This is a genomic window from Proteus sp. PR00224 (assembly GCF_016238105.1).
In the GTDB taxonomy this organism is placed as follows: Bacteria; Pseudomonadota; Gammaproteobacteria; order Enterobacterales; family Enterobacteriaceae; genus Proteus.
The window spans coordinates 93,674-119,101 of record NZ_JAEHQU010000010.1 but is presented as its reverse complement, the minus strand read 5'-3'; the positions used below and the strand labels follow the sequence as shown (position 1 = coordinate 119,101).

The following is a 25,428-nucleotide window of genomic DNA, read 5'->3' as shown; positions in this document are numbered from 1 at the left end:
TAAACCAGTAACGCCATTAGGCCATAGATAAACTCAGATAGCAAACTTTATTTTATATATAAAAACCCCGCAAAAGCGGGTTTATAAGTTGGTTGACCTTGATGTCAGTCTTATCACAATATCACTTATTTTACGTACGTAAAGTTTTATATAGCTTTTTCCACATATTGATCCATCTCTAATGAAACATCCAGCATCATCAACATACCTTCTATTATTCCTTCTGCCTTTTGTAATTTTTTACCTATATGCCCATCAGAACAATTGTGCTTGTTAGCAAGTTGCATAAATGTCATTCCGAATAAATAGTAATCAAGCAATAGGTCATGCATATCACTATTCTTTTTATTCAATTGCGCCATACAACTAGAAATAATTATTGCATCGTCTTCACAACATTGAGGACGTGCTTTAACTTTACTTGGTATTAGTCCACTAAATCCCGCAGCAATCGAATACCATTGGACCGACTCAGTATTATCTGCCGACCATGCTCCCCAACGTGATAAAACTTCCTGCATATCTCTCATGCCTAATACTCCTCGTGCCGTACACACGTTAAATAAATGCACCGATGCCTAATGAACGGTTTAAAAAATGAAATAACAATTCGAGTTGATTACCGTGAGTGGCTTCCCATTGTTTGGGGTCACGATGTAACTCGTCATGATGAATGCGACATAATGGAATAGTGAATAAGTCATGAGCCTTAGTACCCATACCGCCCATGCCATACCCAATAATATGGTGTGGATCATCAGCCTGTTGCCCACACACGCAACACGGTTGAGTCTTCACCCATTGCAACCATTGGGTATTTTCCCAACGTTGCATTTTAGGTTTAAGAAGAAATGACGCTGGTGGCTCCGGATCGATAGCAACTTTAATAACAGCTTTTATTGCATCTAAACGCTCATTCATTGCTGATAGCGCTGTCACATTACTTGGAATAATGTCAGCTTCAGGAAAACCACCATGAACTTTGCGTTCCTCTTGTTTATCTGACCAATTTAAAATCTGGCGTAATATTGGTTCAGGCAATTCATCAACCAAGTTATGCATAACCGCAAATGAGAAAAAATCTGGTATCGTCAGCTGGTGGCCACTATCTAATCTCAAACGACTACGAATAGTATCTAACATCCAATTGATACGATTTTTATGAGCTAATTCAGCAATCCAACCCGCAGATGAATGACGAATATGATTATCGTGATGCCAGCAAGTGCGAATAACTCCTTCTTCATTAAAGGTCGTAACTAGCTCATGGTGATGATAATTGTCTTCGTCGTTATCAATCTGACAGTATTTGATATTACTAATAACCCACGAATCCATCGGTGCCACTTTATCAATGGTGTGGATCACTTTTTTGCTATTAAGAAATTGAATGATGCGCTTATTGTTTAAAATCGGCTGTTCATCGCCAGTTAATGCTCCCGACGGGAGAACATCTAAACTTTTCGGCACATCACTAATAATCACACGAGAATGTCGCTTAAATTGCTCAAGTAATTCAGCGCCTGGTTTAAGTAGTACAACACCAAGTTCTGGCTGAATGTAGGGAGTTAACAGTAATTTCATTAAATGATATCCCCTACTTTATATTCAGCCCATAACCCAGCGATCCACTTCACGCCTTTAGCGGTAAACCGTGATTGTGCAAATGCATGGTTATTGGTTTGATTAGTGCCCGTTTTTATCTCAAAGCGACCAAGATCGACATGGGTTTGATAAGGCGTAAATGTATTATTCAAGCGATACATGATTTTCTTATCTATTAGAAAACAGCGAAAATCCGTTTCTTTCACCTGCAGTAATTTACATACTTGTCGAAATGTCATAGAACCAGTGGATAAAACATAATTATCAACAAACTGAGCCTTAGGCATGGCAATCGCCAACTCACTTTCTAGCTTTTGTTTTTCTTCTGCCAAGTCTGCAGCTAATCGCAATGCCTCTGGTAATGTTTGAGGAATGATTGGTTGCATTTTTGACTCCAGTTCCTGCCACCGATCGACAATTTTCGCTGTAAATTGAGGTGACAGTCGAGCCACCAGCACTAGTGAGTCCCTTTTATTAAAACGGTATTCAGTATATTGATTGCCATTATGCTCAAAAGGGAACTCAGCCAATGGCTGGGTTAAAATTTGAGCAATAAAAAGCCTATCTGCAGAACGTTTAACATCTGAGTGATTACTGCCCGTTAAACTGGCAATCTCTCTACTCGACATAGTTAATTCGCGATTCATTGCAGGTAATGCTGAAACTTCCATTGTTCTTTGCATCATGCTATTTCTCTCCACGCTTACTCGTGTCCGTACATCACGTTATTAAATGAGCGGATAGTGATTTCTAACTTTCCACCCTTTACGACTTCCATTAGCATCACATCCATGTGCTTCACTTGTTGATCATCTTCCCAAATACCCGCGTGTGTTAATGCATCAAACGGGGCTTTTAAAAAGTTATCGATGTCTCTACGCTGTTTTGTTGGTGGATATAAGCGAACCAGGACAGAGACATTTTCTTTAATCGCTTTAGGTTTTCTCTTTAACTGCTCATACACAGAAGCAATTGTGTTAATTCGAAACTTACGCCCTTTTTCACTGATTAAGGTTCGACCCTTAATGTTTCTCCAATAAGTATTTACGCTAGGTGGAAATGGCAACGTGAGCATGAGTTCAGGCATAAGTCCCCCATAAGCCAATCAATAATGTCACTACAAACCAAAGCCCAACAAACAAAATGTATTTAGTTAGCATTACTGAGCCTCCTGTGACATTTCAGTCGCTTGTTTCCAAATGCTGTTCCATGCTTGACGACCAGAAAACTCACTCATACGACGAATGCCTGTCTTACCTGCTAATTCAAGTGCGATCTCTTCAATATGGTTTTGAGGTTTAGAGCGAGAGCCAATTAAGCGAGAGAAGGCGCTATCACGTTCAACGGTATCAACTTGAACCTTTGGCTCCTCCTTTGGCTTTTGGCTACGAACGATCAGCTCATCAAAGTGTTTACGTAATTTACGAGGGCTTAAAATGTTTTGGTGCCAGAATGAATCTTTGTTGGCCCAATCGAACAATGCACAAATTTGCTCATGAGTACGTCCATCGATTTGACGCATCAACCGAATATCGTTCGCCCAATCATACCAAGTAGGCTCTAGCGCGGATGGATTCAGTTTTTTAACACGACCAAACATCCATTTTGCTGTTTTAAAATCACCTTCATCACCCCATTTCTGACCATTAGGGCTGTAAATCACAGCTTCGGGATAACGAGTTAAAAAATCATTTTTCGGCTGGTCGCTGGATTCGCCAGAATTCTGCGACGAATGATCTGTTTCTGTTGTACTCTCTGAAGTAATCTCTGTTGTATTCTCTGTAAGAACAGGCCATTTTGACCCGTTCAGAACAGCGCATTTTGAACTGTTTGAAGGTTTCAATTTGCGCTTATCGATAAGGTCATTTTGAACTGTTCGATTAGATGAGTTATCACCATTCGATTGGGTCATATTGACCTCATCGGTCAGCAAGTGGTGATCGTAATTAATCGCATAATAATTAGTACGGTCATGATTCGATTTATTGATTTGCTCGATGCGTAAAACGCCCTGCTTTTTTAAATTAGTAAAAGCACGTTTAATCGTTGATTCAGAGAAAAAAGGAAATTGATTCTTCCACTCTTCGACTGTGTTATAAATCCAGCGTGAACCGTCATATTCAACACCTGAAGTAGTTTCAGTTAACCAATATTGAATTTGCTGTAACAGCATCGCCTCATTTAAACCAAGACGTACCGCTAATTCAGGAATAACGACTAAAGGGCGACTTTTTAGTAATAATAAACTCATCTTGCCACCTCATTACTTAATACGTGTGTACTTCTCTTTAAATCGTTGCAAGGGTTCACATTGCGGATCGTCACAACCATCCAGCATAAAAATGACTCGCTGTTTTTCTCTGTCATAACGAACAACATGAACAACGATACCCCTGTGATTTTTGTAGTAGCGATCAAGTTGGTTTGGGTTCTCATTGCTCATTGCCCCGCTCTCCACTTGAAAAATAAAAATCAGCCCATGCCTTTTTAAGAGACTGTCTATCTACCAAATATGCAGGTTTCTTGTAGTTGTCTGGTTGTTCGTCAGACGCTATGATTTCTACATAGCGAAATAACTGACTACCCGAGACAGGTAAACAACGGAATTGCTTTTTAGGTATTAAATGCGCTAATCTACTCATGCTAATTTCTCTTCACACAATTGAAATTTGCAAACCGAAGCCAGAGGCCGTACACCTTTGGCTTCACCCTTTCTGGATATAGCCATCTTTAATTTCTCTTTTGATGTAACGAAACAAACGCATTCATAAATGTGCGGATCTGCGAAATTAATCCATCCAGCATCATTTTTATTTTCTGTTCCTCTTCGTTATCAATAACGCCATCAGCCAAGCTATCTTTCATAAATAACGCTAAACGCCCCTGCATTTCGTCAACACCGCTACGCAGTACAAACAATTCCGTTTCGTCCAGTTCCGCAGGACTAATTCTGTCAACGAGTAAACGATTTGATTCACGAGCGACAAATTCAGCAAATAAAACGGTCTTAGAAATATCTTGCATCGCTAACAACTCGTTTAAATCAAATGAGCGACAACCGTTTTTCTCATAAAGCTTGTTGTTGAATGACGTTAAAGACAGACCAAGTGCTCCAGCCATTGCCTCGCGTCCACCAGCTGTTGCCTCACACATTTCTTTCACTACCTGTTTTATTGATTGGTTACTCATTTCCTACCACCATTGATAAATTCTTGTAGTTAACTGCTTTAAACGGTTTTGTTATTGTTTTGGTAGACCATCGGTTTTATTTGGGTAGAGATCAGGTCGTAGTTGATGCGGTGATACAACCCAACCACCTAATTCACATAGTTGGATCACTCGCTCTGCTGGTACTTTGTTATTTTTAATCCAGTTAAAAACTGACTGAGGGGAATTAAAGCCAAACATTCGAGATACAGCAGATGGCACCCCGATTGTTCTAATTGCTTTTTCTGTATAATTTTCTTGGTGCATAGATGCCTCTCCTTAAGTAATACACTAATACTACTTAAAGTAGACAAATAAAACAACTTAAAATAGAAATGACAAGGGTGAGATTGGTGGATAGAATTCTACTTATGGTAGAAAATAACAAATACGATAGTTTCGCTAAACGACTAACTCAGCGAATGAAAGAGGTTAATGTAGATATTCGGCAATTGTCCGAACAAGTTGGTGTGTCTTATGAAATGGCACGTCGATATACATTAGGCACAGCCAAACCTAGAGATGATAAGATGGAATTAGTTGCTAAAACCGTTTTTTCAACCCCCGCATATCTTGACTATGGTGTAGGTCTACAAGCTGATCCGCAAAACGAATTTAATAAAGATACAGCCACAGTTAGACAAATCGAGGCTTTTGCGTCAGCAGGAAATGGCTATATTAATAATCCATTTCCAGAAGTAGTTAGATCAATAGAAATACCACAAGAACGTATTTATGAGTTATTTGGTCGTAGTAATCTAGACGGCGTAATGATCATCAATGTGGATGGTGATAGCATGACTCCCACACTGAACCCTAAAGACTTACTTTTTATAGATACCAAAATAAATCAATTCAATGGTGATGGTATTTATATCTTTAACTTTGAAGATTCTACCTTTATTAAACGATTGCAACGCGTTAAAGGTAGGAAGTTAGCTGTAATATCAGATAATGATTTTTACCCTCCATTTTTTATTGATGATCATGAAATACATGAAGTTTATTTTCATGGAAAGCTTATAAGAAGCCTACCAATGTCATTTAAACAATTCGCATAAACATTAAAACCAACTAAAAGTTGGTTTTTTTACGCCTCTGCTTTCTACTTTTAGTTGTTGACAATATCTACTTTTAGTTGCATTCTATTTCTAAAGCGAAATATACTGTGTGAAGAGAAACAATGGCTGGCTGAGTCTTAAACCATTAACGGGGGTGTGGTGATAATGTTCTGCTCAGTCAGCCATTTTTATAAAGTTAGTTTTATAACCAAAGAGCATGGGCGTGAAAAAAAGTAACCTGCAGTCAGCTAGAAATCCGAATCCCAATCGGGCTGATGAAACCACAGGTGGTCCGCTCTTTTTGATTATGACTCTAACAATAAGTAAGGGTGCTGGCATTCATCCATGACAGTCCATATCAGGTATCTACTGTAGCTAGTGCCCTTTCTTATTGTGTGAAGTGTAAATCCATTTTTATTAGCAACACCAGGGAAATGTAATCTCGATTAATTCGAGAGGGATTTTTATTACCTAAAAATTGTGTGGAGAGAATAATGTCTTATATTGCAACAGCAACAAATAAACATTTCTATTACCTCGATGTACGGATCGAAGATATAGATATTCAAGATATTGCCAGTGGTCTTGCTAATGAATGTCGTTTTAATGGTCAGATTGATAATTTCTATTCTGTTGCTCAGCACTCGGTATATGCAAGTTATTTAGTTGCACCTGAATTTGCACTGGAGGCCCTACTTCATGATGCCAGCGAAGCTTATGTCAAAGACCTGTCATCACCACTTAAAAAGCTATTGCCTGAATATAAATTAATTGAATTACGTGTAGAAAAGATGATCCGCAAAAAGTTTGGATTACCCGAATCTATATCTGATGCAGTTCATTTTGCTGACTTAATGATGTTAGCCACAGAAAAGCGTGATTTAGAAATTGATGTAGGTAGTAACTGGTTAATGCTTGAAGGTATTCCACCAAGTGATTTTGTTGTTAATCCACTAACACCGCCACAAGCAAAAGCCTTATTCCTCCGCCGTTTTAATGAACTTTATAAGGGAACTGAAAATGGCTAACGGATCAGTAAACAAAGTAATTCTTATCGGCAATTTAGGGCGCGATCCTGAAATTCGCTACCTGCCTTCTGGTGGTGCTGTTGCCAATTTAGCTGTGGCCACATCAGAAAAGTGGAGAGATAAACAAACGGGTGACAACCGAGAAAAGACAGAATGGCACCGTGTCGTTCTGTTTGGAAAACTCGCTGATATCGCCAGTGGCTATTTGTGCAAAGGCTCTCAAATTTATATTGAGGGCCAACTACAAACGCGCGAATGGGATGATAACGGTGTTAAACGCTATACAACTGAAATTGTTGTAAAAGTTGGCGGTTCGATGCAGATGCTAGGTGGTGCAATTAAATCGACAGCTTCACAGACTACACCACTATCACAAACACCCGTAGGTTTTGATGATATTCCATTTTAAGTACAGTAAGTAAAAGCGATAACAAAGACAACGATGGTTACAATAAAAACTAGTGATATACCAACTACTAAATCAAGTAATGTACTAGATATTTTTTCTATTTTATCTAGCTCAAAATCATCATTTAAATCTTTGTTTTCTTTTCCATTACCAAACATATATAAATTTCAATTAGAGTTAAATTTACATTTTGTCTAAATATCTTAGTTAATCAAGCGAATTATTCACCTTAAATTAAATTATTAAGATATGTAAGCAACAAATAGCTACTAACTATTAGCATCAACTAATATCTATTTAAACTGTGTACGGACAGTGTGGAGAGAAAAATATGCAAATGTTGACTTTAGAGGAGTGGGCGCAAGAAAGATATAAAAGTCGCCCACCAAAGTTAGGAACGCTACAACGATATGCTCGTGGTGGCCTGTTCTACCCACCAGCAAGGAAAGAAGGTGGCATTTGGCGCGTGAGAGAAGATGCCGACCTTGTCGGTAATTTGACATCACCGGTTATCAATAACAACGATAACCCTATTTTACAAAGGATCCTCAAAGATGGCTGCCAGACCTCGTAAAAATAACGTCAATATCCCGAATCTTTACCCATTATTTAGTCGTAAAGCTAACAAGGTTTATTGGCGTTATCGCCATCCTGTAACAGGTAAATATCATGCCCTCGGTGATAATGAAGCCGAGGCGAAAGCAATCGCTATTGAGGCTAATACAAGGTTAGCGGAACAACGTAGCCGACAAGTTATGGCTATTGGTGATCGGGTGGCAAAAATAAAAGGTAAAGAAATCACGGTTAATACTTGGTTGGATAAATACTGGATTATTCAAGAAGAGCGTTTAAAAGAAGGTGATATAAAACCGAATACTTATAAACAAAAAAGGAAGCCAGTAGATTTAATGAGGCAAGCCTTATCCATGAAATCGTTACCTGCTGTTGATGCCAGAGATATTGCTGAAATTCTGGATGAATATAAATCTAATGGCCAACACAGAATGGCACAAGTTATTCGCTCTGTTTTAATTGATGTATTTAAAGAAGCGCAACATGCAGGTGAAGTTCCTCCCGGTTATAACCCTGCCCTCGCTACTAAACAGCCAAAACGAAAAGTAACTCGCCAACGTCTTAATTTTGATGAATGGAAAAAGATATTTGAGATTGCTGATAAACAACATCGTTATGTCGGAAATGCCATGTTGCTTGCACTTATTACAGGCCAACGATTAGGTGATATTTCGGCAATGAAGTTTAGTGATATTTGGGATGACCATTTGCATATTACTCAAGAAAAAACGGGTGCTAAATTAGCTATTCCATTATCACTACGTTCTGAACAATTAAATATGTCATTACGTGATGTCGTTGCTCGTTGTCGTGATCGCGTTATTAGCCCTTATCTTATTCATTATTTTCATACCACTTCACAATCTAAACGTGGCGAACAAGTTACTGCAAATACGCTAACGACTAACTTTAAAAAAGCGAGAAATAAAACGGATATTGATTGGGGAGAAGGAACACCTGCAACATTTCATGAACAGCGTTCTTTATCTGAAAGGTTATATAGAGCACAAGGTATAAACACTAAAGATTTACTCGGTCATAAGAACCAAATTCAAACAGATAAATACCATGATGATCGAGGGAAAGATTGGATAAAAATCGTGATTTAATTGCTCAAATTTCAGGTGGTTTTGATAATTCGTTTTGATAACTTTTTGATAACCGTTTCAAGATTGACAATAAAAAACGGGAACTAATAAGCTCCCGTTAACTATTTATCAAATCAACAATTACATATGTTTGATAATCGCGTCACCAAACTCGCTACATTTCAGCAGTTTAGCGCCTTCTAACTGACGTTCGAAATCATAAGTTACGGTCTTAGCGGCAATCGCGCCTTCCATACCTTTAATGATTAAGTCAGCGGCTTCTGTCCACCCCATGTGGCGTAGCATCATTTCTGCGGAAAGAATGATCGAACCTGGGTTAACTTTGTCTTGGCCTGCATATTTTGGTGCTGTGCCGTGTGTTGCTTCAAACAATGCACACTCATCACCAATATTTGCACCTGGTGCGATACCAATACCACCTACTTGAGCTGCTAATGCATCAGAAATATAGTCGCCATTTAGGTTCATACATGCGATAACATCATACTCTGCTGGGCGTAACAGAATTTGTTGTAAAAATGCGTCAGCGATAACGTCTTTAACGATAATCTCTTTACCTGATTTTGGATTCTTGATTTTGACCCAAGGACCGCCATCTAATAATTCACCACCGAACTCCTCGCGAGCTAACTCATAACCCCAGTCTTTAAAGGCACCTTCGGTAAATTTCATAATATTACCTTTGTGTACCAATGTGACTGAATCGCGATCATTATCAATAGTATATTCAATTGCTGCACGAACTAAACGCTTAGTACCTTCTTCTGAACAAGGCTTAATACCAATACCGCAATCTTGTGGGAAGCGGATTTTAGTAACACCCATTTCAGTTTGCAGGAATTTAATCACTTTATCTGCTTCTGCTGAGCCCGCTTTCCACTCAATACCAGCATAAATATCTTCTGAGTTTTCACGGAAGATAACCATATCGGTTAGTTCTGGCTGTTTAACAGGGCTTGGAGTGCCTTTGTAATAACGTACTGGGCGTAGGCAAATATAGAGGTCAAGTTGTTGGCGTAATGCAACATTTAATGAACGGATACCACCGCCAACTGGCGTAGTAAGAGGACCTTTAATAGAAACTCGATATTCACGGATAAGATCTAAGGTTTCTTCTGGTAACCAAACATCTTTACCATATACCTGCGTTGATTTTTCACCGGTGTAGACTTCCATCCACTCAATCTTACGTTCTTTGCCGTAAGCTTTCTCAACTGCTGCATCAACAACTTTTAACATTGCTGGCGTAACATCGATACCGATACCATCCCCTTCGATATAAGGGATAACCGGATTATTTGGAACAACAAGCTTACCTTTAGCATCTAGTGTAATTTTAGCGCCATTAGCCGGAACAACTACTTTGCTTTCCATTTACCTCTCCTTTCATGTAAGCGCACGCTTTGTTAATTTTTTGTAAGAGACCTGTCAATACTACTTGATTATTCAGCTAACGCCAATCGCTTCTCTTTTAAGGTATAATCAATCTCCCATTTTTTACAAAAATTAACTATGGCAAATCAACTTAAAAATAGCGCTAAATCGAGAAAACATCACACGCCACTCGCACAAAGAAAGCCAGTGCGCCCAAGAGGTGAGCGTAAAGTCGTTATCTTCAACAAGCCCTTCGATGTTCTTGTGCAATTTACAGACGAAAATGGCAGAAAAACACTAAAAGATTTTATTCCTATTCGTGATATTTATGCGGCAGGACGTTTAGATAGAGATAGTGAAGGACTTTTAGTCTTAACAAATGATGGGAAGCTACAAGCACAATTAACACAACCGGGTAAAAAAACAGGAAAAATCTACTATGCTCAGGTTGAAGGCATTCCAAGTGCTGCCTCATTACAACAATTTAGAAATGGATTAGAGCTTAAAGATGGCAAAACATTACCTGCACAAGTCGAAATAGTTGAACAACCCGAATGGCTATGGGAGAGAAATCCGCCTATTAGAGAACGTCAAACTATCCCGACAACTTGGTTAAAAATAACGTTATTTGAAGGTAAAAACCGTCAAGTGAGACGAATGACGGCGCATATCGGTTATCCAACATTGCGTTTGATCCGCTTTAGTATGGGAAATATTACATTGGATAATTTATTACCCGGTGAATGGAAGGAGATTGATTTTGTTTAAACCTAATGTGACTGTCGCGTGTATCGTTCATGCAAAAAATAAGTTTCTCGTTGTTGAAGAAACGGTCAATGGAAAAGCGACGTGGAATCAACCCGCTGGACACCTTGAAGCCAATGAAACACTTATTCAGGCGGTTCAACGTGAATTATGGGAAGAAACAGGGTTAACACTTCCTGTTCAACATTTTCTAAAATTACACCAATGGATTGCGCCTGATAAAACACCTTTTCTACGTTTTCTTTTTCTTATTGAAGCGCAAGAGCAATATGAAACTCATCCTCATGATAGTGATATTGATTGTTGTCACTGGGTCAGTGCCGATGAAATTATTCATAGCCAACAATTACGTTCACCTTTAGTCAGAGAAAGCCTGCTATGTTATCAACAAGGTGAACGTTATCCCCTATCTCTATTAAGCAGTTTTGGTGTTCCTTTTAATTAAATAATATTAAAGGAAAAACAAAGCATCAAAAACAGAGTAAGACATGATGCACCTGTGTCAGTGATATGGTAAAGTATGGCGCTTATTTTTCCGCAGTGAGATCCAGTCATGTCAGATAACAGCCAAAAAAAAGTCATCGTAGGAATGTCCGGTGGCGTAGATTCATCCGTCTCAGCCTATCTTCTTAAGGAACAGGGATATCAGGTCGTTGGTCTGTTTATGAAGAACTGGGAAGAAGACGACGATACAGAATATTGCTCAGCATCTACCGATCTTGCCGATGCGCAAGCTGTGTGCGATAAACTTGGCATTGAACTTTATACCATCAATTTTGCTGCTGAATATTGGGATAATGTTTTCGAACATTTTTTATCTGAATATAAAGCAGGTCGTACCCCTAACCCCGATATTCTTTGCAATAAAGAAATAAAATTTAAAGCATTTTTAGAATATGCAGCGGAAGATTTGGGTGCTGACTTTATCGCAACAGGTCACTATGTTCGTCGTCGTGATGTTGATGGCAAAAGCCAATTGCTTCGCGGTGTTGATAACAACAAAGACCAAAGCTACTTTTTATATACGTTAAGTCACGAGCAAATTGCACAAAGCCTTTTCCCTGTGGGTGAAATGGAAAAACCTGAAGTGAGAAAAATTGCTGAAAAACTTGATTTAGCGACAGCAAAGAAAAAAGACTCAACTGGTATTTGTTTTATTGGTGAACGTAAATTTACCGATTTCTTATCGCGTTATTTACCTGCTAAACCTGGTCCTATCATCACGGTTGATGGAGAAACCATTGGTGAACACCAAGGGTTGATGTATCACACATTAGGTCAACGTAAAGGGTTAGGTATTGGTGGAACGAAAGACGGTGGCGATGACCCTTGGTATGTTGTTGATAAAGATGTTGAAAACAATATTCTTATCGTTGCTCAAGGTCATGAACACCCAAGATTGATGTCTGTAGGTTTGATTGCTCAACAATTACATTGGGTATCAAGGGAACCTATTACTGAGGCTTTCCGCTGTACTGTTAAAACACGATATCGCCAACCTGATATTGCGTGTACAGTAACACCATTAGGTGAAGACAAAATTGAAGTCCGCTTTGATTATCCTGTTGCAGCAGTTACCCCGGGACAATCAGCCGTCTTTTATCAAGACGAAGTCTGTTTAGGTGGCGGTATTATTGAAACCCGTATTCAGGAGTAGACGTGGCTAAAGATTTTCGTGATATAACACTTGCATTGGCAGGCATCTGCCAAGCAAGTCGTCTTGTTCAACAAGTTGCTTACCAAGGCAATGCGAACGAGAATGATGTTGAAGTGATGGTTAACAGTGTTTTTAACCTCAATCCGACTTCAACACTTGATGTTTATGGTAATCAAATCAGTCACCTAAAATTAGGCTTTCAAACATTGAAAGCCATTCATCAAGCGGTAAGAAGAGAAAAGTTAACGCTTGAATTAATGACTTACCAACAAGGTTTAATCAACCTAGAGCGTATTATCAGCAGAAATGATAATTACAGCTTACATTTATCGCAAAAAATTTCTCAATTAGAGCGTCAAAAAAGTTATTTTGAACCCATGTCCGAAGGTGTATTTAATGCCCTTGCTGGCGTTTATGTTGATGCAGTTAGCCCTGTTGGCCCTCGCATTCAGGTTCATGGCTCGATTGATCTATTAAATACCCCTATTATTCAAGCTAAAGTTAGAGCGTTATTACTGACTGGCATTCGAAGTGCTGTGCTCTGGCGTCAAGTCGGTGGTCGTCGTTTTGATTTTTTACTGCATCAAAAGGCTATCCTACGACAAGCTGATGATTTTCTCGCTCAATGTTAATACTTTAAATTCAACCTGGGAGTTGCCAACAATGGAATTATCTTCGCTGACAGCGATTTCACCGATTGACGGTCGTTACGGAAGTAAAACCTCGTCGTTACGTTCTATTTTTAGTGAATTCGGTCTTCTGAAATTCCGTGTACAGGTAGAAGTTCGCTGGCTACAAAAGCTGGCATCTTGCGCCGACATTAAAGAAGTTCCAGCCTTTGAAAAAAACGCAAACGATTACCTTGATGCGATTGTTGCTAACTTCAATGAAGAAGATGCAGCACGTATTAAAACTATCGAACGTACCACTAACCATGATGTAAAAGCCGTAGAATATTTCTTAAAAGAAAAAGTGGCGACTATCCCTGCTTTACATCAGGTTTCTGAATTTATTCACTTCGCTTGTACTTCTGAAGACATTAATAACCTGTCTCATGCCATTATGCTGGAAACAGCACGCCAAGAGATCTTACTGCCTGCATGGCGTGAAATTATTGATACCATTAGCAAAATGGCTCAAGAATACCGTGATTTGCCATTACTTTCTCGCACACATGGTCAACCAGCAACACCATCTACAATTGGCAAAGAGTTTGCTAACGTTGCCTACCGTATGGAGCGCCAATATCGTCAACTAACACAAGTTGAGATCTTAGGTAAAATCAATGGTGCAGTAGGTAACTACAATGCACACTTAGCTGCATATCCTGAAGTAAACTGGCATCAATTTAGTGAAGAATTTGTAACTTCATTGGGTATTACATGGAACCCATACACAACTCAAATTGAACCACACGATTATATTGCGGAGCTTTTTGATTGCATTAGTCGCTTCAACACTATCTTGATCGATTTCGACCGCGATATTTGGGGTTACGTAGCACTGAACCACTTCAAGCAAAAAACAATTGCAGGTGAAATTGGTTCATCAACCATGCCTCATAAAGTGAATCCAATTGACTTTGAAAACTCTGAAGGCAACTTAGGGTTAGCAAATGCAGTAATGGGACACCTTTCTAGCAAGCTACCCGTTTCACGTTGGCAACGTGACTTAACAGACTCAACGGTACTGCGTAATTTAGGTGTTGGGATGGGTTATGCGCTGATTGCTTATCAATCAACTATGAAAGGTCTTAATAAACTTGAAGTGAATGAAAACCACCTTCGTGAAGAATTAGACTGTAACTGGGAAGTATTAGCCGAGCCCATTCAGACTGTAATGCGTCGTTATGGCATTGAAAAACCTTACGAAAAGCTAAAAGAGCTTACTCGCGGCAAACGAATCACTGAACAAGATATGGCAGTTTTCATTGATGGTTTAGAACTACCAGAAGATGAAAAAAAGCGCTTAAAAGCAATGAAACCTGAAAGCTATATTGGTTTTGCCACTCAACTTGTTGATAAATTAAACTAATTTATCTTTCTAAAAAGGCAGATAATCTCTGCCTTTTTTTATATCAAAAAATTAGAAAACTCTCTGTAACTTAAACACTTTACCCGCTACGGTATTTTTTAAGTGATAGATTGACTATGATAACAATATATTTTTTATCTTATAGGATGACATTCATTTCCTATATTTATTTTACAACAGTGAATTTTTGCTGATTGTACTCAAGGTGGAATAATGCGGATCTTAATTATTGAAGATAATATCCTACTTCGCCATCATTTATCTGTGCAATTTCGTGATGCTGGGCATCAGGTTGATGCGGCAGAAGATGCCAAAGAAGCAGATAATTTTATTGCAGAAGGTACACCTGATGTTGCCATTGTGGACTTAGGATTGCCGGATGAAGATGGCATTAGTCTTATTCGTAGATGGCGAGAAAATAATATTACCCTACCAATAATGGTCTTAACGGCACGAGAAAGTTGGCAAGAAAAAGTTTCAGCGTTAAATGCAGGCGCTGATGATTATGTGACAAAACCCTTTCATTTTGAGGAAATTGTCGCACGCATTCAGGCATTAATGCGAAGAAACATGGGAATTGCGTCACAAACACTCGTCATTGAACCTTTTGAGTTGGATTTGTCACGTAAAGAGTTCATGATTTCAGGAGAGCAAATTAAGTTAACTGCATTTGAATATACGATTTTAGAAACATTAATGCGCAATCAAAACAAAGTCGTTAGCAAAGATGCATTAATGCGCCAGCTATATCCTGATGCTGAACTCAAAGAAAGCCATACTATTGATGTACTTATGGGACGACTACGTAAAAAAATCTTAGAAAAATATCCTGATGATGTGGTGGTTACCGTACGTGGACAAGGCTATCGTTTCGATATGAAACCTTAATATGCAAAAAAAACAGCGCTCCCCATTCTCATTACGAACACGCTTTTTACTTGCTACCAGTGCCATTATTTTGGCACTCACACTCTCATATGGGTTAGTGGCAATTGTTGGTTCGATTGTGAGTATAGATAAAACCACATTTATGCTAATGCGTAGCCAAAGCAATCTTTATTACAGCTTAGCGCAGTGGAATAAGGGAAAGCTGAACATTGAATTTCCAACTAATCTCAATAACAACAATACCTCGCTGGTGATCATTTTTGATGATAAAGGCGGTGTATTGTGGATGCCTCCCGATCTCCCCAAAGCCATTCCCGATAGCATTAAACATAAATGGCGTCATGAAGAAGGCTTATTTGAGATCTCAGTTGATATCAAAACAACACGGTTAATGTTAAAGCAGTTACCGCAATATCGTGTTTATCTCAAACGTCTTGAGGAATACTCTAGTAATGAGTTTTTGACTCACTCAGTTGTGATTAATCATTATCCTGCGGCTGACAATATGCCTTATATGGCGATCGCGGTTATCGATCCTATTCCTCAGCGTATGCAAAAAGTCAGTCAAGTTTGGGATTGGTTCTTATATATCATTCTTGCAAATCTATTTTTGGTTATACCCTTAATTTGGTTAGCTGCACATTGGAGTTTAAGACCGATAAAACAAGTTATTGAACAAATTAGTGCATTAGAAAAAGGGACTCGCAATGATTTGGATGAAAACCCGCCAACCGAGCTAAAAGGCTTAGTCCGAAATTTAAATGTGTTATTGCGTAATGAACGCAGTCGTTATAGTAAATATCGCACAAGTTTATCTGATCTTACCCACAGCCTAAAAACACCACTTGCCGTGTTGCAATCAACATTACGCTCTTTACGTTCGGGCAAACAGATGACGATAGAGCAAGCTGAACCTATCATGCTCGATCAAATAGAACGAATTTCGCAACAAGTCGGTTATTATCTGCATCGAGCATCCATCCACGGTGATCACGATATTACCACGCGAAAACTTCATTCACTGTCAGGATTGCTAGATAATCTTTGCAGTGCATTGAGTAAAGTTTATCAGTCAAAAGGGGTTGATTTAACACTCAATGTTTCACCTGAAATCATGTGGTTAGGTGAGAAAAATGATTTTATGGAAGTGATGGGTAATATTCTTGATAACGCCTGTAAATACTGCTTAGAATTTGTTGAAATCAATGTTAGCAATAATGAAAGTAGTGTAATGATTATTGTTGATGATGACGGCCCAGGCGTCAGCCCTGAAAAAAGAGAGGCCATTTTCCAACGAGGAACAAGAGCAGATACTCTGCGTCCTGGGCAAGGTTTAGGATTATCTATCGCGGTAGATATTATTGAACAATACAGTGGTGAAATTACTATTACCGATAGCCCGTTAGGAGGCGCTCGCATCACTGTGACATTTGCTGAGCAACAACTCACTACAGAACGCGAATAACCCTTATTTATAAAAAAACCTCTCTTTTTAAAGTTATCGCCAAATATACGGCGTTATGTATGATATCTGTTCAGTTGTTATCGAGTTACTCGCTATTACTCACATTGCTCAAAGGAATGTTTAGCAGGAAGTTAGAATTCATTATACTATGGCTTCAGGCTTCCCGAATTCAGGATATACACAATGGACTATAAACTTAATTTAGATTGGCAATCATTCCTCGAAAGCCATTGGCAAAAACGCCCTTTATTAATTAAAAACGGCTTCTCTCGTTTTGTTGATCCTTTATCTCCTGACGAACTTGCTGGTCTTGCAATGGAAGATGAAGTAGATAGCCGTCTTGTTAGCTGTCAAGACGGACAATGGGGAGTCAAACACGGGCCTTTCGAGCACTTTGAAGGACTTGGTGATAAAGATTGGTCTTTACTTGTACAAGCCGTCGATCACTGGCATTTTCCTAGTGCGGCATTAATGAAGCCATTTCGTGTGTTACCCGATTGGCGCATTGATGATTTAATGATCTCTTATTCTGTTCCCGGTGGTGGTGTAGGCCCACATCTTGATCAATATGATGTCTTTATTATTCAGGGACAAGGTCGTCGTCGTTGGCGTGTGGGTGAAAAAATCCCAATGAAACAACACTGCCCTCACCCTGATCTGCTTCAAGTTGATCCTTTTGACGCAATTATTGATGAAGAATTAGAACCGGGTGATATTCTTTATATCCCACCTGGATTCCCACATGAAGGATATGCGATTGAAGAATCGCTAAACTACTCTGTTGGTTTCAGATCACCTAATGCTCGTGAACTTTTCAGTGGTTTCGCTGACTATGTGTTAGCAAATGATTTAGGCAGCTATCGTTATAGCGATCCTGATCTAACTCCGCGTGAAAACCCAGCATTAGTGCAACATCAAGAGTTAAATAAACTTCATGACATGATGGAAGATCTACTTGCTCAACCAGAAGTATTCCGTCATTGGTTTGGTGAGTTTATTTCTCAATCTCGTCATGAGCTTGATCTTGCAGTGCCAGAACCTTTATACGAAAACGCAGAAATTCATGATTTGCTGCAACAAGGTGAACAACTTCACCGCTTAAATGGTCTTCGTGCGCTACGTGTTGGTGATAGCTGTTTTGTTAATGGCGAGTTGATAGATACTGATTATATCGAAGCTGCTGATGCGCTTTGTCAATATGATTATATTGATAAACAACACTTAGGTGATGCATTAACCGATCCCAAATTTGTACGTTTATTAACACACTTGGTAAACCAAGGTTATTGGTATTTTGAAGATTAATTATCAATGATAATTTATAAAGCCCTGACATATTATTGCAGGGCTTTTTTATTACTAGAAATATTAAAATAAGTCTTATTTTAAAATCTAACGAATTAAATAAATTATCGACTCTTTTAAAAGTACTCTTGTATTACGAAAGAAAAAAGGAATCACAACAAAAAATGTACTTTGTAAGAAAAAAAGTAATAATGTATGTTTGCTATTTGTCACATAAAGAGAAAATGAGATTAAATAAGTGATTAGAAAATAACTAAAAATAATAATAAATGATTGTTGCTCAGATTTTTTAATCACTTTCTTTTTATGAGAGCTTAGTTGCTCTTCTATTACAGGTTTTAATAATTTTCCTGTTATGGTTTCCATTCAATATCCTTATATTATATTTATTTCTCTTTAATTATAAGGGAAATTCAGGAAACTCAATTTATCAAAGAGTTATTAATATTAAGCCTATATTAAAAGCTTAATAATAAACAATATGTTAGCCCATTATTATAAAATCACTCTATTTTTAATTAAGTAAATTTTTTCATTAATATCTCGTTTATTTTTCAGCCGTTTCTCCTATTTTATTTGATCAATTGCCCCTAAGATAAAATTAGATTTTTACTTCTTTTTTCGACAATGGAGTCGTCTATGAAAAAATTTATTGTTTTAATCGCTGCTTTTATTTTACCGACCGTGGTATTTGCAAAAACAGTAGAAACAGCAAATATGAAGGCACCACCAGCACAAACGGATATCATTTTTGTGTTAGATAAAAGTGGCTCAATGCAAGGGTATGAAAAAGATACTATTGGTGGATTTAATACTATTTTAGCAGAAAATAAAAATCGCCCTGAAAAAGTCTATATCACCACTATTTTATTTGATAGTCAGGCTAAAAAGTTACATAACCGTATTGATATTAATAAGATAGAGAATTTAACGACTAACGATTATTTTGCATCGGGTAATACTGCACTGTTAGATGCTGTGGGAAATGCGATCACTGAAGGAAATAAACCAAATTCACCCTATAAGAATGTCATGATGGTGATCATCACCGATGGCGAAGAAAATAGTAGCCGTGAATATTCGCTAGAAAAAGTAAAATCATTAATTAATTCAGCAGAAAAAGAGAAAGGTTGGGAATTTATCTTTTTAGGTGCCAACATTGACGCAATAAGTGCGGCTGAAAGTATTGGCATTAAATCATCCAACTCAACTCAATATATCCAAGATGCTAAAGGCTATGAAAATGCCTATGAGTCTGTTAATAAAGCCGTTCAATCTAAAATTGAAGGAAAAGAGTTAAATCAAGATTGGAAATCTTCTGTTGAACAAGATTACGAAAAACGTAAATAAACAAACTTAATATATTCTTTTTACTAAAAAATAATAGCCGAGATTTCGGCTATTATTTTTCATTTCGAAGCTCAATAAGCGATTAGCTAACTACTTTAGCCTTTTCTCTTTCAGCCGTTATTTCAGCAATGCGCATAATGACACTCACCGCCGCTTCCATGCCTTCTAAAGAGATAAATTCATGCTTACCATGGAAATTATAACCGCCTGTGAAAATATTAGGGCAAGGTAATCCACGGTAAGAAAGTTGAGCACCGTCTGTACCACCACGAATAGGCTTGATATTTGGCTCAATATCACAATCAATCATGGCTTGTTTGGCTATTTCAATGATGTGAGGGAATTGAACAACTTTATCATGCATATTGTAATAGCTATCATCAATCGTTAGCTCAATATAACAATCAGGATGCAGGCCTTTACCCACTCTCTCTGCAATCGCAATCATATTCTGTTTGCGTTTTTCAAATAAGTTACGATTAAAATCACGGATAATATAATGCATTTCCGCTCTTTCTACCGAGCCTTTGATACTTTGCAGATGGTAAAAACCTTCATAACCATCGGTATTTTCTGGTGTTTCGTCAACAGGTAATTCTTGATGAATACGTGTTGCTAATCCTAATGCATTAACCATCACCCCTTTTGCACTGCCTGGGTGAACATTGTTACCTACAATTTTGATATTCACGGATGCGGCATTGAAGTTTTCATATTCCAGTTCGCCAACACCACCACCATCAACGGTATAAGCCCAGCTTGCACCGAATGCTTTTAAGTCTACATAATGCGCGCCACGCCCGATTTCTTCATCAGGAGTGAAAGCAATGCGAATATCCCCATGAGGTCGATTCGTTTCTTTTAAGCGCACCATCGCAGTAATAATTTCAGCAATACCTGCTTTGTCGTCCGCACCCAGTAATGTTTTGCCATCAGTAGTAATTAATGTCTTACCAATCATTGAATGTAAGATTGGGAACATAACTGGCGATAACACTTCATCACCAATACCTAAAGCAATATCACCACCACGATAATCTTCAAGCACTTGTGGTTTTACATGTTTTCCTGAAAAGTCAGGAGATGTATCAAGATGCGAAATAAAGCCAATAACTGGCACTGGCCAAGATACATTGGATGGTAAACTTGCCATTACACATCCCTTGTCACTGAGCATTACATCGGAAAAACCCAGCTTTTTTAATTCTTGAGCCAATGCCTTGGCAAGTTTTAATTGTCCATCACTGCTTGGTGACATTTTTGAAGATGGTTTTGATTGTGTATCAAAATTAATATATTCAAAAAAACGTTCTAATAATTTATCCATTTTGCCCCCTAAGATCTCTCTAAGAACAATAATAGGGAACTCTATAAAATAATTATTGCGTCAAATCAGCTTTAGGATCATTAATTAATTCAAACAATTTATGAACATATTCATCAACTACCTGACTTGCAGGGCCATAATGTTTCTCTTCAAACTGACTTTCAACCAAACTGGGTTCAAGATTTAACTCAACAGTATGAGCGCCTGTTAATCGAGCTTCATGGACAAAACCAGCTGCTGGGTAAACATTTCCAGATGTACCGATAGAGATAAAAATATCAGCCTCAGCCAAAGCGTGATAAATCTCTTCCATACCAATTGGCATTTCACCAAACCAGACAATATGTGGGCGTAGTGGCGATGGGAATTGGCAGCAATGACAACGATCGGTTGTTTCTAAGTCCCCTTTCCACTCAAATACTTGACGAGATTGAGGGCAACGCACTTTTAGCAATTCACCATGCATATGCAAAATATGTTTACTACCTGCTTTTTCATGCAGATTATCAATATTTTGCGTAACGAGTAAAAAATTGTCTTTACCTAAACGTTGCTCTAGTTTCGCTAATGCATAATGCGCTTCATTAGGTTGAATAGAAGGTTGTTGCAATTGGCGGCGACGTTCATTGTAAAACTGCTGAACCAATTGGGGATTGCGTTGATAACCTTCAGGTGTTGCAACATCTTCAACGCGATGTTCTTCCCACAATCCATCTTCTGATCGGAATGTTTTAATTCCTGATTCAGCAGAAATGCCAGCCCCTGTTAATACGACAACTTTGGGTAAATTCATTTCATGTTCCGTTTTATGGGTGAGATGAAAATAACGACAACGTGAATGCTGCCTACGTAAATTTTTGATCTTACGAAACTTCCTAAGCCGACGATGACGAAGTTTAAGTTTCATCATTACAATCCTTGGTTTTCAAATTTAAATATCGCGTTTCTTATCTTCACTAGTTTAAGCGTTTTTTCTTCTTTGTATGTCAATAAACTTATTGTCCACTTAAAATTCTTGCAGGATCTAGTTTAGTGGCTCGGCGTGCAGGATACCAACTTGCAATCAGGCTTAAGATCACAGTGGTAATAAATACAGAGAAAACGTCAATTAAATGAACTTCTGAAGGTAGAAAGTCGACGAAATAAACATCGCCTGACAACACACTGTGTCCCGTTAATGATTCAATAACAGACACTAATGGCGTTAAATTATAAGCAACCAATACACCAAATATCACACCAGCGACACAACCAATCATGCCTGATAATAAACCGTACCATAAAAAGATATTACGAATATGGCTATCTCGTGCACCTAACGTTCGTAAAATAGCAATATCACTACTTTTATCTCTTACCGCCATAATCAGCGTTGAGACAATATTAAAACAAGCGACACCAATCACTAAGATCATCGATAAATACATAATGCTACGGATCATCTGAATATCGCTATACATATAGCCATAGTCACTTATCCAGCTTTTCGCATAAACATATTCTTTACTGTTTAAACCCGCATTATGAATAATTTCATTCGCGAAAAAAGGATCTACTGTTTTCACTTCAATCCCTGTAATGCCTTGCCCATAATCCATATATTGTTGAGCATCTGATAAAGGAATTAACGCTAATTGGTGATCAAGCATTCCACTGAGTTTAAAGATACCACTCACTTGTAAGCGAATACGTTTAGGCTGTAAAAGCTTAGTAGGATCATCATTATTAGGAATTAATACCGTCAGCCAATCACCTTGTTTTATTTTCAACGCATTGGCAACACCTTGTCCTATAATAATTTGTTGTTTACCTGCCTTAAAATTTTGCCATGCATTGTTTTGTACATATCGAGGCAACAGGCTGATATCACCTTGTTTTTCAGGTGAGACCCCCATCACTTGCACTGCCTTTAACTCTGTTCCTTTTTCTAACAATCCAGTGAGTAAAATATAAGGAGCAGCAGCGACAACACCTTGGGTATTTTCAATACGAGGTAATGCTGATTGCCATTGTACAAATGGCTGTTCTACTGAATAAATTTGTCCGTGAGGCACAACTGATAAAATACGGTTTTTTAATTCACGCTCAAAGCCATTCATGGCACTTAAGCCAATAATTAAGACAGCAACACCCAGCATAATGCCCAGTGTTGAAATAACTGAAATTAAAGAAACCATTCCCGCACGTTTTCGCCCTCTTGAAAAACGTAATGCGGTCACTAATGCAAGTGGCAATTGCGCCATTATTTCACTCCTGAAATTGCGTTTTGTGACTGTAGTTGACCATCTTTCATTTCAAGTTGGCGCTGAAAACGAGCCGCCAGTGACAAATCATGCGTTACGACCAGAAAAGCGGTTTGTTTTTCTTTGTTTAACTTAATCAACAATTCAAAAATCCCTTCTGCATTTTTCTGGTCAAGATTACCCGTTGGTTCATCAGCAAGGACTAATGCAGGATCGTTCACTAATGCTCTCGCAATCGCAACGCGTTGTCTCTCACCACCCGAAAGCTCTGAAGGACGGTGATGAGCGCGATCTTTTAACCCAACAGCTTCAAGTAAAGACATCGCTTTTTCTTTTGCAACAGAAGCGCTCGTGCCGCCAATCATCAGTGGCATAGCAACATTTTCAAGTGCGGTGAAATCAGGTAATAGATGATGAAATTGATAAATAAAACCCAATTGGCTATTACGTAGATCAGCCTTTTCAGAAGAGGATAATTTATTAAGTGATTGCCCTTTAAAAAAGACTTCACCTGATGTGGGAGAATCTAATCCACCCAGTAAATGTAATAAGGTACTTTTTCCTGAGCCAGAACTCCCCACGATGGCAAGAAAATCGCCCTTATCCATTTTAAAAGAGACTGATTTCAGCACTTGTGTGGAAATAGAACCATCTTGGTATTGTTTACATAGGGCGTGGCAATCCAATAAACCATCTTTATTAATGTGTATTTGTTTTTCTGATGCCATTGGTTGTTTATTCAAAGAAGAATTACTCATAACGTAGCGCCTCTGCTGGCTGAATAGCCGCGGCCCGCCAAGACGGGTATAAAGTGGATAAAAGGGAAATGATAATAGCGGAGAAACCAATCATAAAGACGCGTCCCCAATCAAGTGTTGCGGGCAATTCCACACCTTGAGGGATAAGTCCTACCGCTGGCATAATAACGTTTAATTGGCTTGAGAGTAATGCGCCTAACAAACCACCAGCTACCGCCCCTAAAATACCTGCACCTGCACCTTGTAGCATAAAAATGGACATAATCTGAGAGCGTTTTAAACCCATAGTTTGCAAAATAGCAACTTCACCTTGTTTTTCCATGACCAACAAAGAAAGTGAGGTAATAATATTAAAAGCTGCCACTGCTATAATTAAGCTTAATAATAATCCCATCATATTTTTTTCCATTTTTACAGCTTGGAAAAATTCACCTTTACGTTCGCGCCAATCTCTCCAACTTAGATTTTTATCTAAAGATTGTGCACTGTATTTTTCAATATTGAGAGGATCAGTAAAGAAAAGACGCCATCCTGTAATATTACCCGGCTGATAACGCATTAAACGTGCCGCATCTTGCTGATTAACTAAGATTTGTGAGGCATCTGCATCGCCACCACTTTGGAAAATACCTTTAACGGTAAATAACCGTTGGCTAGGTAATCTTCCCATTGGTGTTAATTGGCTTACGCTTGGCACAATAAGGCGGATGTTATCGCCTTCTTTTGCTTTTAACTGTTTAGCAAGGCCACTTCCTAAAATCACACCATAATCACCCGCTTTCAGCATAGAAAAATCGCCATAACGAATATGTTTCGTTAAAGGTTCATCTTGCTCTTTTTCTATACCCAACATGACACCAACGCTGATATTGTCTTTACTTTGCAAAACAACATCGCCTTCTACTAAAGGGGTAACGTTTATGATACCTTCACGCGTCAGTAATCTTTCAGCTATATTTGAATCTCGGGGTAATTGCCCGTTAGGTGATGTCACGATGGCTTGTGGAATATAAGCAAGAATGCTTTCTTGCAATGAACGTTCAAAGCCATTCATGACAGAAGTCACTGTAATCAGTGCCGCTACACCTAACATAATCCCTAAAGCGGATAGCCATGAGACGAAGCGACCGAATTTATCGACCGCACGACCCCGCATATAACGGAGCCCTATATAAAATGAGACAGAATTGTACATGAAATCTGTGCTGTTCCTGTTGCTAATGCGAAGTGTTCAGGGATAATAAAGGGTAGTCTTACTGAATGGAACCAC

31 protein-coding genes are annotated in these 25,428 nt (G+C 38.4%); 14 read left to right on the top strand and 17 right to left on the bottom strand.

Annotation, left to right across the window (positions count from 1 at the left end; genetic code table 11):
* Positions 1–146: 146 nt before the first annotated feature.
* From JEP71_RS15720 to JEP71_RS15680, 9 genes are all read right to left on the bottom strand, one after another.
* Positions 147–530 carry an antiterminator Q family protein gene (locus tag JEP71_RS15720; protein WP_198626546.1) on the bottom strand — a complete coding sequence of 128 codons (384 nt, stop codon included), beginning with the start codon at positions 528–530 and terminating at the stop codon, positions 147–149.
* Between the two features lie 28 nt (positions 531–558).
* Entirely contained in the window at positions 559–1,584 is a 1,026-nt protein-coding gene (locus tag JEP71_RS15715) for a DUF968 domain-containing protein (protein ID WP_109372920.1), read from the bottom strand.
* Entirely contained in the window at positions 1,584–2,291 is a 708-nt protein-coding gene (locus tag JEP71_RS15710) for a phage antirepressor KilAC domain-containing protein (RefSeq protein ID WP_109372919.1), read from the bottom strand. The genes JEP71_RS15715 and JEP71_RS15710 overlap by 1 nt, the downstream gene beginning before the upstream one ends.
* A gap of 17 nt (positions 2,292–2,308) precedes the next feature.
* Positions 2,309–2,692 (bottom strand): RusA family crossover junction endodeoxyribonuclease, encoded by a 384-nt coding sequence (locus JEP71_RS15705; RefSeq protein WP_109372918.1) that lies wholly within the window; start codon positions 2,690–2,692, stop codon positions 2,309–2,311.
* 72 nt (positions 2,693–2,764) lie between these two features.
* Positions 2,765–3,856 (bottom strand): replication protein, encoded by a 1,092-nt coding sequence (locus tag JEP71_RS15700; RefSeq protein ID WP_198626545.1) that lies wholly within the window; start codon positions 3,854–3,856, stop codon positions 2,765–2,767.
* Positions 3,857–3,868: 12 nt separating this feature from the next.
* A complete protein-coding gene (locus tag JEP71_RS15695) occupies positions 3,869–4,048 on the bottom strand; it encodes a DUF4222 domain-containing protein (protein ID WP_099659597.1) in 180 nt (59 codons plus the stop codon).
* Positions 4,038–4,247: a hypothetical protein gene (locus JEP71_RS15690; RefSeq protein WP_198626544.1), complete on the bottom strand. Its 210-nt coding sequence runs from the start codon at positions 4,245–4,247 to the stop codon at positions 4,038–4,040. Before JEP71_RS15690 ends, JEP71_RS15695 begins: the two co-directional genes overlap by 11 nt.
* 88 nt (positions 4,248–4,335) lie before the next feature.
* Complete coding sequence (locus JEP71_RS15685; RefSeq protein WP_099659595.1) at positions 4,336–4,794, bottom strand: YmfL family putative regulatory protein; 459 nt, start codon at positions 4,792–4,794, stop codon at positions 4,336–4,338.
* A 51-nt stretch (positions 4,795–4,845) separates the two neighbouring features.
* Positions 4,846–5,079: a transcriptional regulator gene (locus JEP71_RS15680; protein WP_006533952.1), complete on the bottom strand. Its 234-nt coding sequence runs from the start codon at positions 5,077–5,079 to the stop codon at positions 4,846–4,848.
* Between the two features lie 86 nt (positions 5,080–5,165).
* Between JEP71_RS15680 and JEP71_RS15675 the strand changes: the two genes are divergently transcribed.
* From JEP71_RS15675 to ssb, 3 genes are all read left to right on the top strand, one after another.
* Positions 5,166–5,873: a LexA family transcriptional regulator gene (locus JEP71_RS15675; RefSeq protein WP_234566516.1), complete on the top strand. Its 708-nt coding sequence runs from the start codon at positions 5,166–5,168 to the stop codon at positions 5,871–5,873.
* A 494-nt stretch (positions 5,874–6,367) separates the two neighbouring features.
* Positions 6,368–6,901 carry an HD family hydrolase gene (locus JEP71_RS15670; protein ID WP_198626543.1) on the top strand — a complete coding sequence of 178 codons (534 nt, stop codon included), beginning with the start codon at positions 6,368–6,370 and terminating at the stop codon, positions 6,899–6,901.
* Positions 6,894–7,310 carry a single-stranded DNA-binding protein gene (gene ssb / locus JEP71_RS15665; protein WP_198626542.1) on the top strand — a complete coding sequence of 139 codons (417 nt, stop codon included), beginning with the start codon at positions 6,894–6,896 and terminating at the stop codon, positions 7,308–7,310. The genes JEP71_RS15670 and ssb overlap by 8 nt, the downstream gene beginning before the upstream one ends.
* On the opposite strand, the gene JEP71_RS15660 is transcribed toward ssb, so the two are convergent.
* The gene (locus JEP71_RS15660; RefSeq protein ID WP_162556659.1) at positions 7,307–7,468 is read right to left on the bottom strand and encodes a hypothetical protein; all 162 of its coding nucleotides are present in this window, start codon (positions 7,466–7,468) and stop codon (positions 7,307–7,309) included. The genes ssb and JEP71_RS15660 overlap by 4 nt on opposite strands.
* Before the next feature lie 173 nt (positions 7,469–7,641).
* Between JEP71_RS15660 and JEP71_RS15655 the strand changes: the two genes are divergently transcribed.
* Positions 7,642–7,884, top strand: coding sequence for an excisionase (locus tag JEP71_RS15655; protein WP_036894694.1), 243 nt, complete (start codon positions 7,642–7,644; stop codon positions 7,882–7,884).
* The gene (locus tag JEP71_RS15650; RefSeq protein ID WP_198626541.1) at positions 7,865–8,992 is read left to right on the top strand and encodes a site-specific integrase; all 1,128 of its coding nucleotides are present in this window, start codon (positions 7,865–7,867) and stop codon (positions 8,990–8,992) included. The genes JEP71_RS15655 and JEP71_RS15650 overlap by 20 nt, the downstream gene beginning before the upstream one ends.
* Before the next feature lie 120 nt (positions 8,993–9,112).
* On the opposite strand, the gene icd is transcribed toward JEP71_RS15650, so the two are convergent.
* Entirely contained in the window at positions 9,113–10,366 is a 1,254-nt protein-coding gene (icd, locus tag JEP71_RS15645; protein WP_198626540.1) for an NADP-dependent isocitrate dehydrogenase, read from the bottom strand.
* Between the two features lie 138 nt (positions 10,367–10,504).
* Between icd and rluE the strand changes: the two genes are divergently transcribed.
* From rluE to JEP71_RS15605, 8 genes are all read left to right on the top strand, one after another.
* Positions 10,505–11,134 carry a 23S rRNA pseudouridine(2457) synthase RluE gene (gene rluE / locus JEP71_RS15640; RefSeq protein WP_196533145.1) on the top strand — a complete coding sequence of 210 codons (630 nt, stop codon included), beginning with the start codon at positions 10,505–10,507 and terminating at the stop codon, positions 11,132–11,134.
* A complete protein-coding gene (locus JEP71_RS15635) occupies positions 11,127–11,576 on the top strand; it encodes an NUDIX hydrolase (protein WP_198626539.1) in 450 nt (149 codons plus the stop codon). The genes rluE and JEP71_RS15635 overlap by 8 nt, the downstream gene beginning before the upstream one ends.
* Before the next feature lie 108 nt (positions 11,577–11,684).
* Positions 11,685–12,788, top strand: coding sequence for a tRNA 2-thiouridine(34) synthase MnmA (gene mnmA / locus JEP71_RS15630; RefSeq protein WP_198626538.1), 1,104 nt, complete (start codon positions 11,685–11,687; stop codon positions 12,786–12,788).
* 2 nt (positions 12,789–12,790) lie between these two features.
* Positions 12,791–13,420 (top strand): high frequency lysogenization protein HflD, encoded by a 630-nt coding sequence (hflD, locus tag JEP71_RS15625; RefSeq protein ID WP_198626537.1) that lies wholly within the window; start codon positions 12,791–12,793, stop codon positions 13,418–13,420.
* 31 nt (positions 13,421–13,451) lie between these two features.
* Positions 13,452–14,822 carry an adenylosuccinate lyase gene (gene purB, locus JEP71_RS15620; RefSeq protein WP_198626536.1) on the top strand — a complete coding sequence of 457 codons (1,371 nt, stop codon included), beginning with the start codon at positions 13,452–13,454 and terminating at the stop codon, positions 14,820–14,822.
* A gap of 213 nt (positions 14,823–15,035) precedes the next feature.
* A complete protein-coding gene (phoP, locus tag JEP71_RS15615) occupies positions 15,036–15,710 on the top strand; it encodes a two-component system response regulator PhoP (RefSeq protein WP_198620637.1) in 675 nt (224 codons plus the stop codon).
* Position 15,711: 1 nt separating this feature from the next.
* Positions 15,712–17,175 carry a two-component system sensor histidine kinase PhoQ gene (gene phoQ, locus JEP71_RS15610; RefSeq protein WP_198620638.1) on the top strand — a complete coding sequence of 488 codons (1,464 nt, stop codon included), beginning with the start codon at positions 15,712–15,714 and terminating at the stop codon, positions 17,173–17,175.
* 183 nt (positions 17,176–17,358) lie between these two features.
* Complete coding sequence (locus tag JEP71_RS15605; RefSeq protein ID WP_198620639.1) at positions 17,359–18,480, top strand: ribosomal protein uL16 3-hydroxylase; 1,122 nt, start codon at positions 17,359–17,361, stop codon at positions 18,478–18,480.
* A gap of 87 nt (positions 18,481–18,567) precedes the next feature.
* Here the strand turns inward: JEP71_RS15605 and JEP71_RS15600 are convergent, their stop codons facing one another.
* The gene (locus JEP71_RS15600) at positions 18,568–18,846 is read right to left on the bottom strand and encodes a hypothetical protein (RefSeq protein ID WP_198620640.1); all 279 of its coding nucleotides are present in this window, start codon (positions 18,844–18,846) and stop codon (positions 18,568–18,570) included.
* Between the two features lie 261 nt (positions 18,847–19,107).
* Between JEP71_RS15600 and JEP71_RS15595 the strand changes: the two genes are divergently transcribed.
* Positions 19,108–19,830 carry a vWA domain-containing protein gene (locus JEP71_RS15595; RefSeq protein ID WP_269812697.1) on the top strand — a complete coding sequence of 241 codons (723 nt, stop codon included), beginning with the start codon at positions 19,108–19,110 and terminating at the stop codon, positions 19,828–19,830.
* 82 nt (positions 19,831–19,912) lie between these two features.
* Here JEP71_RS15595 and pepT read toward each other — a convergent pair whose 3' ends face one another.
* The 5 genes from pepT to lolC all read right to left on the bottom strand — a co-directional run bounded on the left by pepT (position 19,913) and on the right by lolC (position 25,353).
* On the bottom strand, positions 19,913–21,157 hold the full coding sequence (gene pepT / locus JEP71_RS15590; protein WP_109372899.1) for a peptidase T: 1,245 nt from the start codon (positions 21,155–21,157) through the stop codon (positions 19,913–19,915).
* Between the two features lie 52 nt (positions 21,158–21,209).
* Positions 21,210–22,067, bottom strand: coding sequence for a Sir2 family NAD+-dependent deacetylase (gene cobB, locus JEP71_RS15585; protein WP_196736451.1), 858 nt, complete (start codon positions 22,065–22,067; stop codon positions 21,210–21,212).
* An 85-nt stretch (positions 22,068–22,152) separates the two neighbouring features.
* Positions 22,153–23,400: a lipoprotein-releasing ABC transporter permease subunit LolE gene (lolE, locus tag JEP71_RS15580; protein WP_198626535.1), complete on the bottom strand. Its 1,248-nt coding sequence runs from the start codon at positions 23,398–23,400 to the stop codon at positions 22,153–22,155.
* A complete protein-coding gene (gene lolD / locus JEP71_RS15575; protein WP_416304767.1) occupies positions 23,400–24,128 on the bottom strand; it encodes a lipoprotein-releasing ABC transporter ATP-binding protein LolD in 729 nt (242 codons plus the stop codon). Before lolD ends, lolE begins: the two co-directional genes overlap by 1 nt.
* Positions 24,129–24,150: 22 nt before the next feature.
* Positions 24,151–25,353 carry a lipoprotein-releasing ABC transporter permease subunit LolC gene (lolC, locus tag JEP71_RS15570; protein WP_198626534.1) on the bottom strand — a complete coding sequence of 401 codons (1,203 nt, stop codon included), beginning with the start codon at positions 25,351–25,353 and terminating at the stop codon, positions 24,151–24,153.
* Positions 25,354–25,428: the final 75 nt, after the last annotated feature.

Coding starts and splice junctions, on each gene's coding strand:
- JEP71_RS15720 (WP_198626546.1), bottom strand. CDS start 530: ATGAGAGATATGCAGGAAGTTTTATCACGTTGGGGAGCATGGTCGGCA.
- JEP71_RS15715 (WP_109372920.1), bottom strand. CDS start 1,584: ATGAAATTACTGTTAACTCCCTACATTCAGCCAGAACTTGGTGTTGTA.
- JEP71_RS15710 (WP_109372919.1), bottom strand. CDS start 2,291: ATGATGCAAAGAACAATGGAAGTTTCAGCATTACCTGCAATGAATCGC.
- JEP71_RS15705 (WP_109372918.1), bottom strand. CDS start 2,692: ATGCCTGAACTCATGCTCACGTTGCCATTTCCACCTAGCGTAAATACT.
- JEP71_RS15700 (WP_198626545.1), bottom strand. CDS start 3,856: ATGAGTTTATTATTACTAAAAAGTCGCCCTTTAGTCGTTATTCCTGAA.
- JEP71_RS15695 (WP_099659597.1), bottom strand. CDS start 4,048: ATGAGCAATGAGAACCCAAACCAACTTGATCGCTACTACAAAAATCAC.
- JEP71_RS15690 (WP_198626544.1), bottom strand. CDS start 4,247: ATGAGTAGATTAGCGCATTTAATACCTAAAAAGCAATTCCGTTGTTTA.
- JEP71_RS15685 (WP_099659595.1), bottom strand. CDS start 4,794: ATGAGTAACCAATCAATAAAACAGGTAGTGAAAGAAATGTGTGAGGCA.
- JEP71_RS15680 (WP_006533952.1), bottom strand. CDS start 5,079: ATGCACCAAGAAAATTATACAGAAAAAGCAATTAGAACAATCGGGGTG.
- JEP71_RS15670 (WP_198626543.1), top strand. CDS start 6,368: ATGTCTTATATTGCAACAGCAACAAATAAACATTTCTATTACCTCGAT.
- ssb (WP_198626542.1), top strand. CDS start 6,894: ATGGCTAACGGATCAGTAAACAAAGTAATTCTTATCGGCAATTTAGGG.
- JEP71_RS15660 (WP_162556659.1), bottom strand. CDS start 7,468: ATGTTTGGTAATGGAAAAGAAAACAAAGATTTAAATGATGATTTTGAG.
- JEP71_RS15655 (WP_036894694.1), top strand. CDS start 7,642: ATGCAAATGTTGACTTTAGAGGAGTGGGCGCAAGAAAGATATAAAAGT.
- JEP71_RS15650 (WP_198626541.1), top strand. CDS start 7,865: ATGGCTGCCAGACCTCGTAAAAATAACGTCAATATCCCGAATCTTTAC.
- icd (WP_198626540.1), bottom strand. CDS start 10,366: ATGGAAAGCAAAGTAGTTGTTCCGGCTAATGGCGCTAAAATTACACTA.
- rluE (WP_196533145.1), top strand. CDS start 10,505: ATGGCAAATCAACTTAAAAATAGCGCTAAATCGAGAAAACATCACACG.
- mnmA (WP_198626538.1), top strand. CDS start 11,685: ATGTCAGATAACAGCCAAAAAAAAGTCATCGTAGGAATGTCCGGTGGC.
- purB (WP_198626536.1), top strand. CDS start 13,452: ATGGAATTATCTTCGCTGACAGCGATTTCACCGATTGACGGTCGTTAC.
- phoP (WP_198620637.1), top strand. CDS start 15,036: ATGCGGATCTTAATTATTGAAGATAATATCCTACTTCGCCATCATTTA.
- phoQ (WP_198620638.1), top strand. CDS start 15,712: ATGCAAAAAAAACAGCGCTCCCCATTCTCATTACGAACACGCTTTTTA.
- JEP71_RS15605 (WP_198620639.1), top strand. CDS start 17,359: ATGGACTATAAACTTAATTTAGATTGGCAATCATTCCTCGAAAGCCAT.
- JEP71_RS15600 (WP_198620640.1), bottom strand. CDS start 18,846: ATGGAAACCATAACAGGAAAATTATTAAAACCTGTAATAGAAGAGCAA.
- JEP71_RS15595 (WP_269812697.1), top strand. CDS start 19,108: ATGGAGTCGTCTATGAAAAAATTTATTGTTTTAATCGCTGCTTTTATT.
- pepT (WP_109372899.1), bottom strand. CDS start 21,157: ATGGATAAATTATTAGAACGTTTTTTTGAATATATTAATTTTGATACA.
- cobB (WP_196736451.1), bottom strand. CDS start 22,067: ATGATGAAACTTAAACTTCGTCATCGTCGGCTTAGGAAGTTTCGTAAG.
- lolE (WP_198626535.1), bottom strand. CDS start 23,400: ATGGCGCAATTGCCACTTGCATTAGTGACCGCATTACGTTTTTCAAGA.
- lolD (WP_416304767.1), bottom strand. CDS start 24,128: ATGGCATCAGAAAAACAAATACACATTAATAAAGATGGTTTATTGGAT.
- lolC (WP_198626534.1), bottom strand. CDS start 25,353: ATGTACAATTCTGTCTCATTTTATATAGGGCTCCGTTATATGCGGGGT.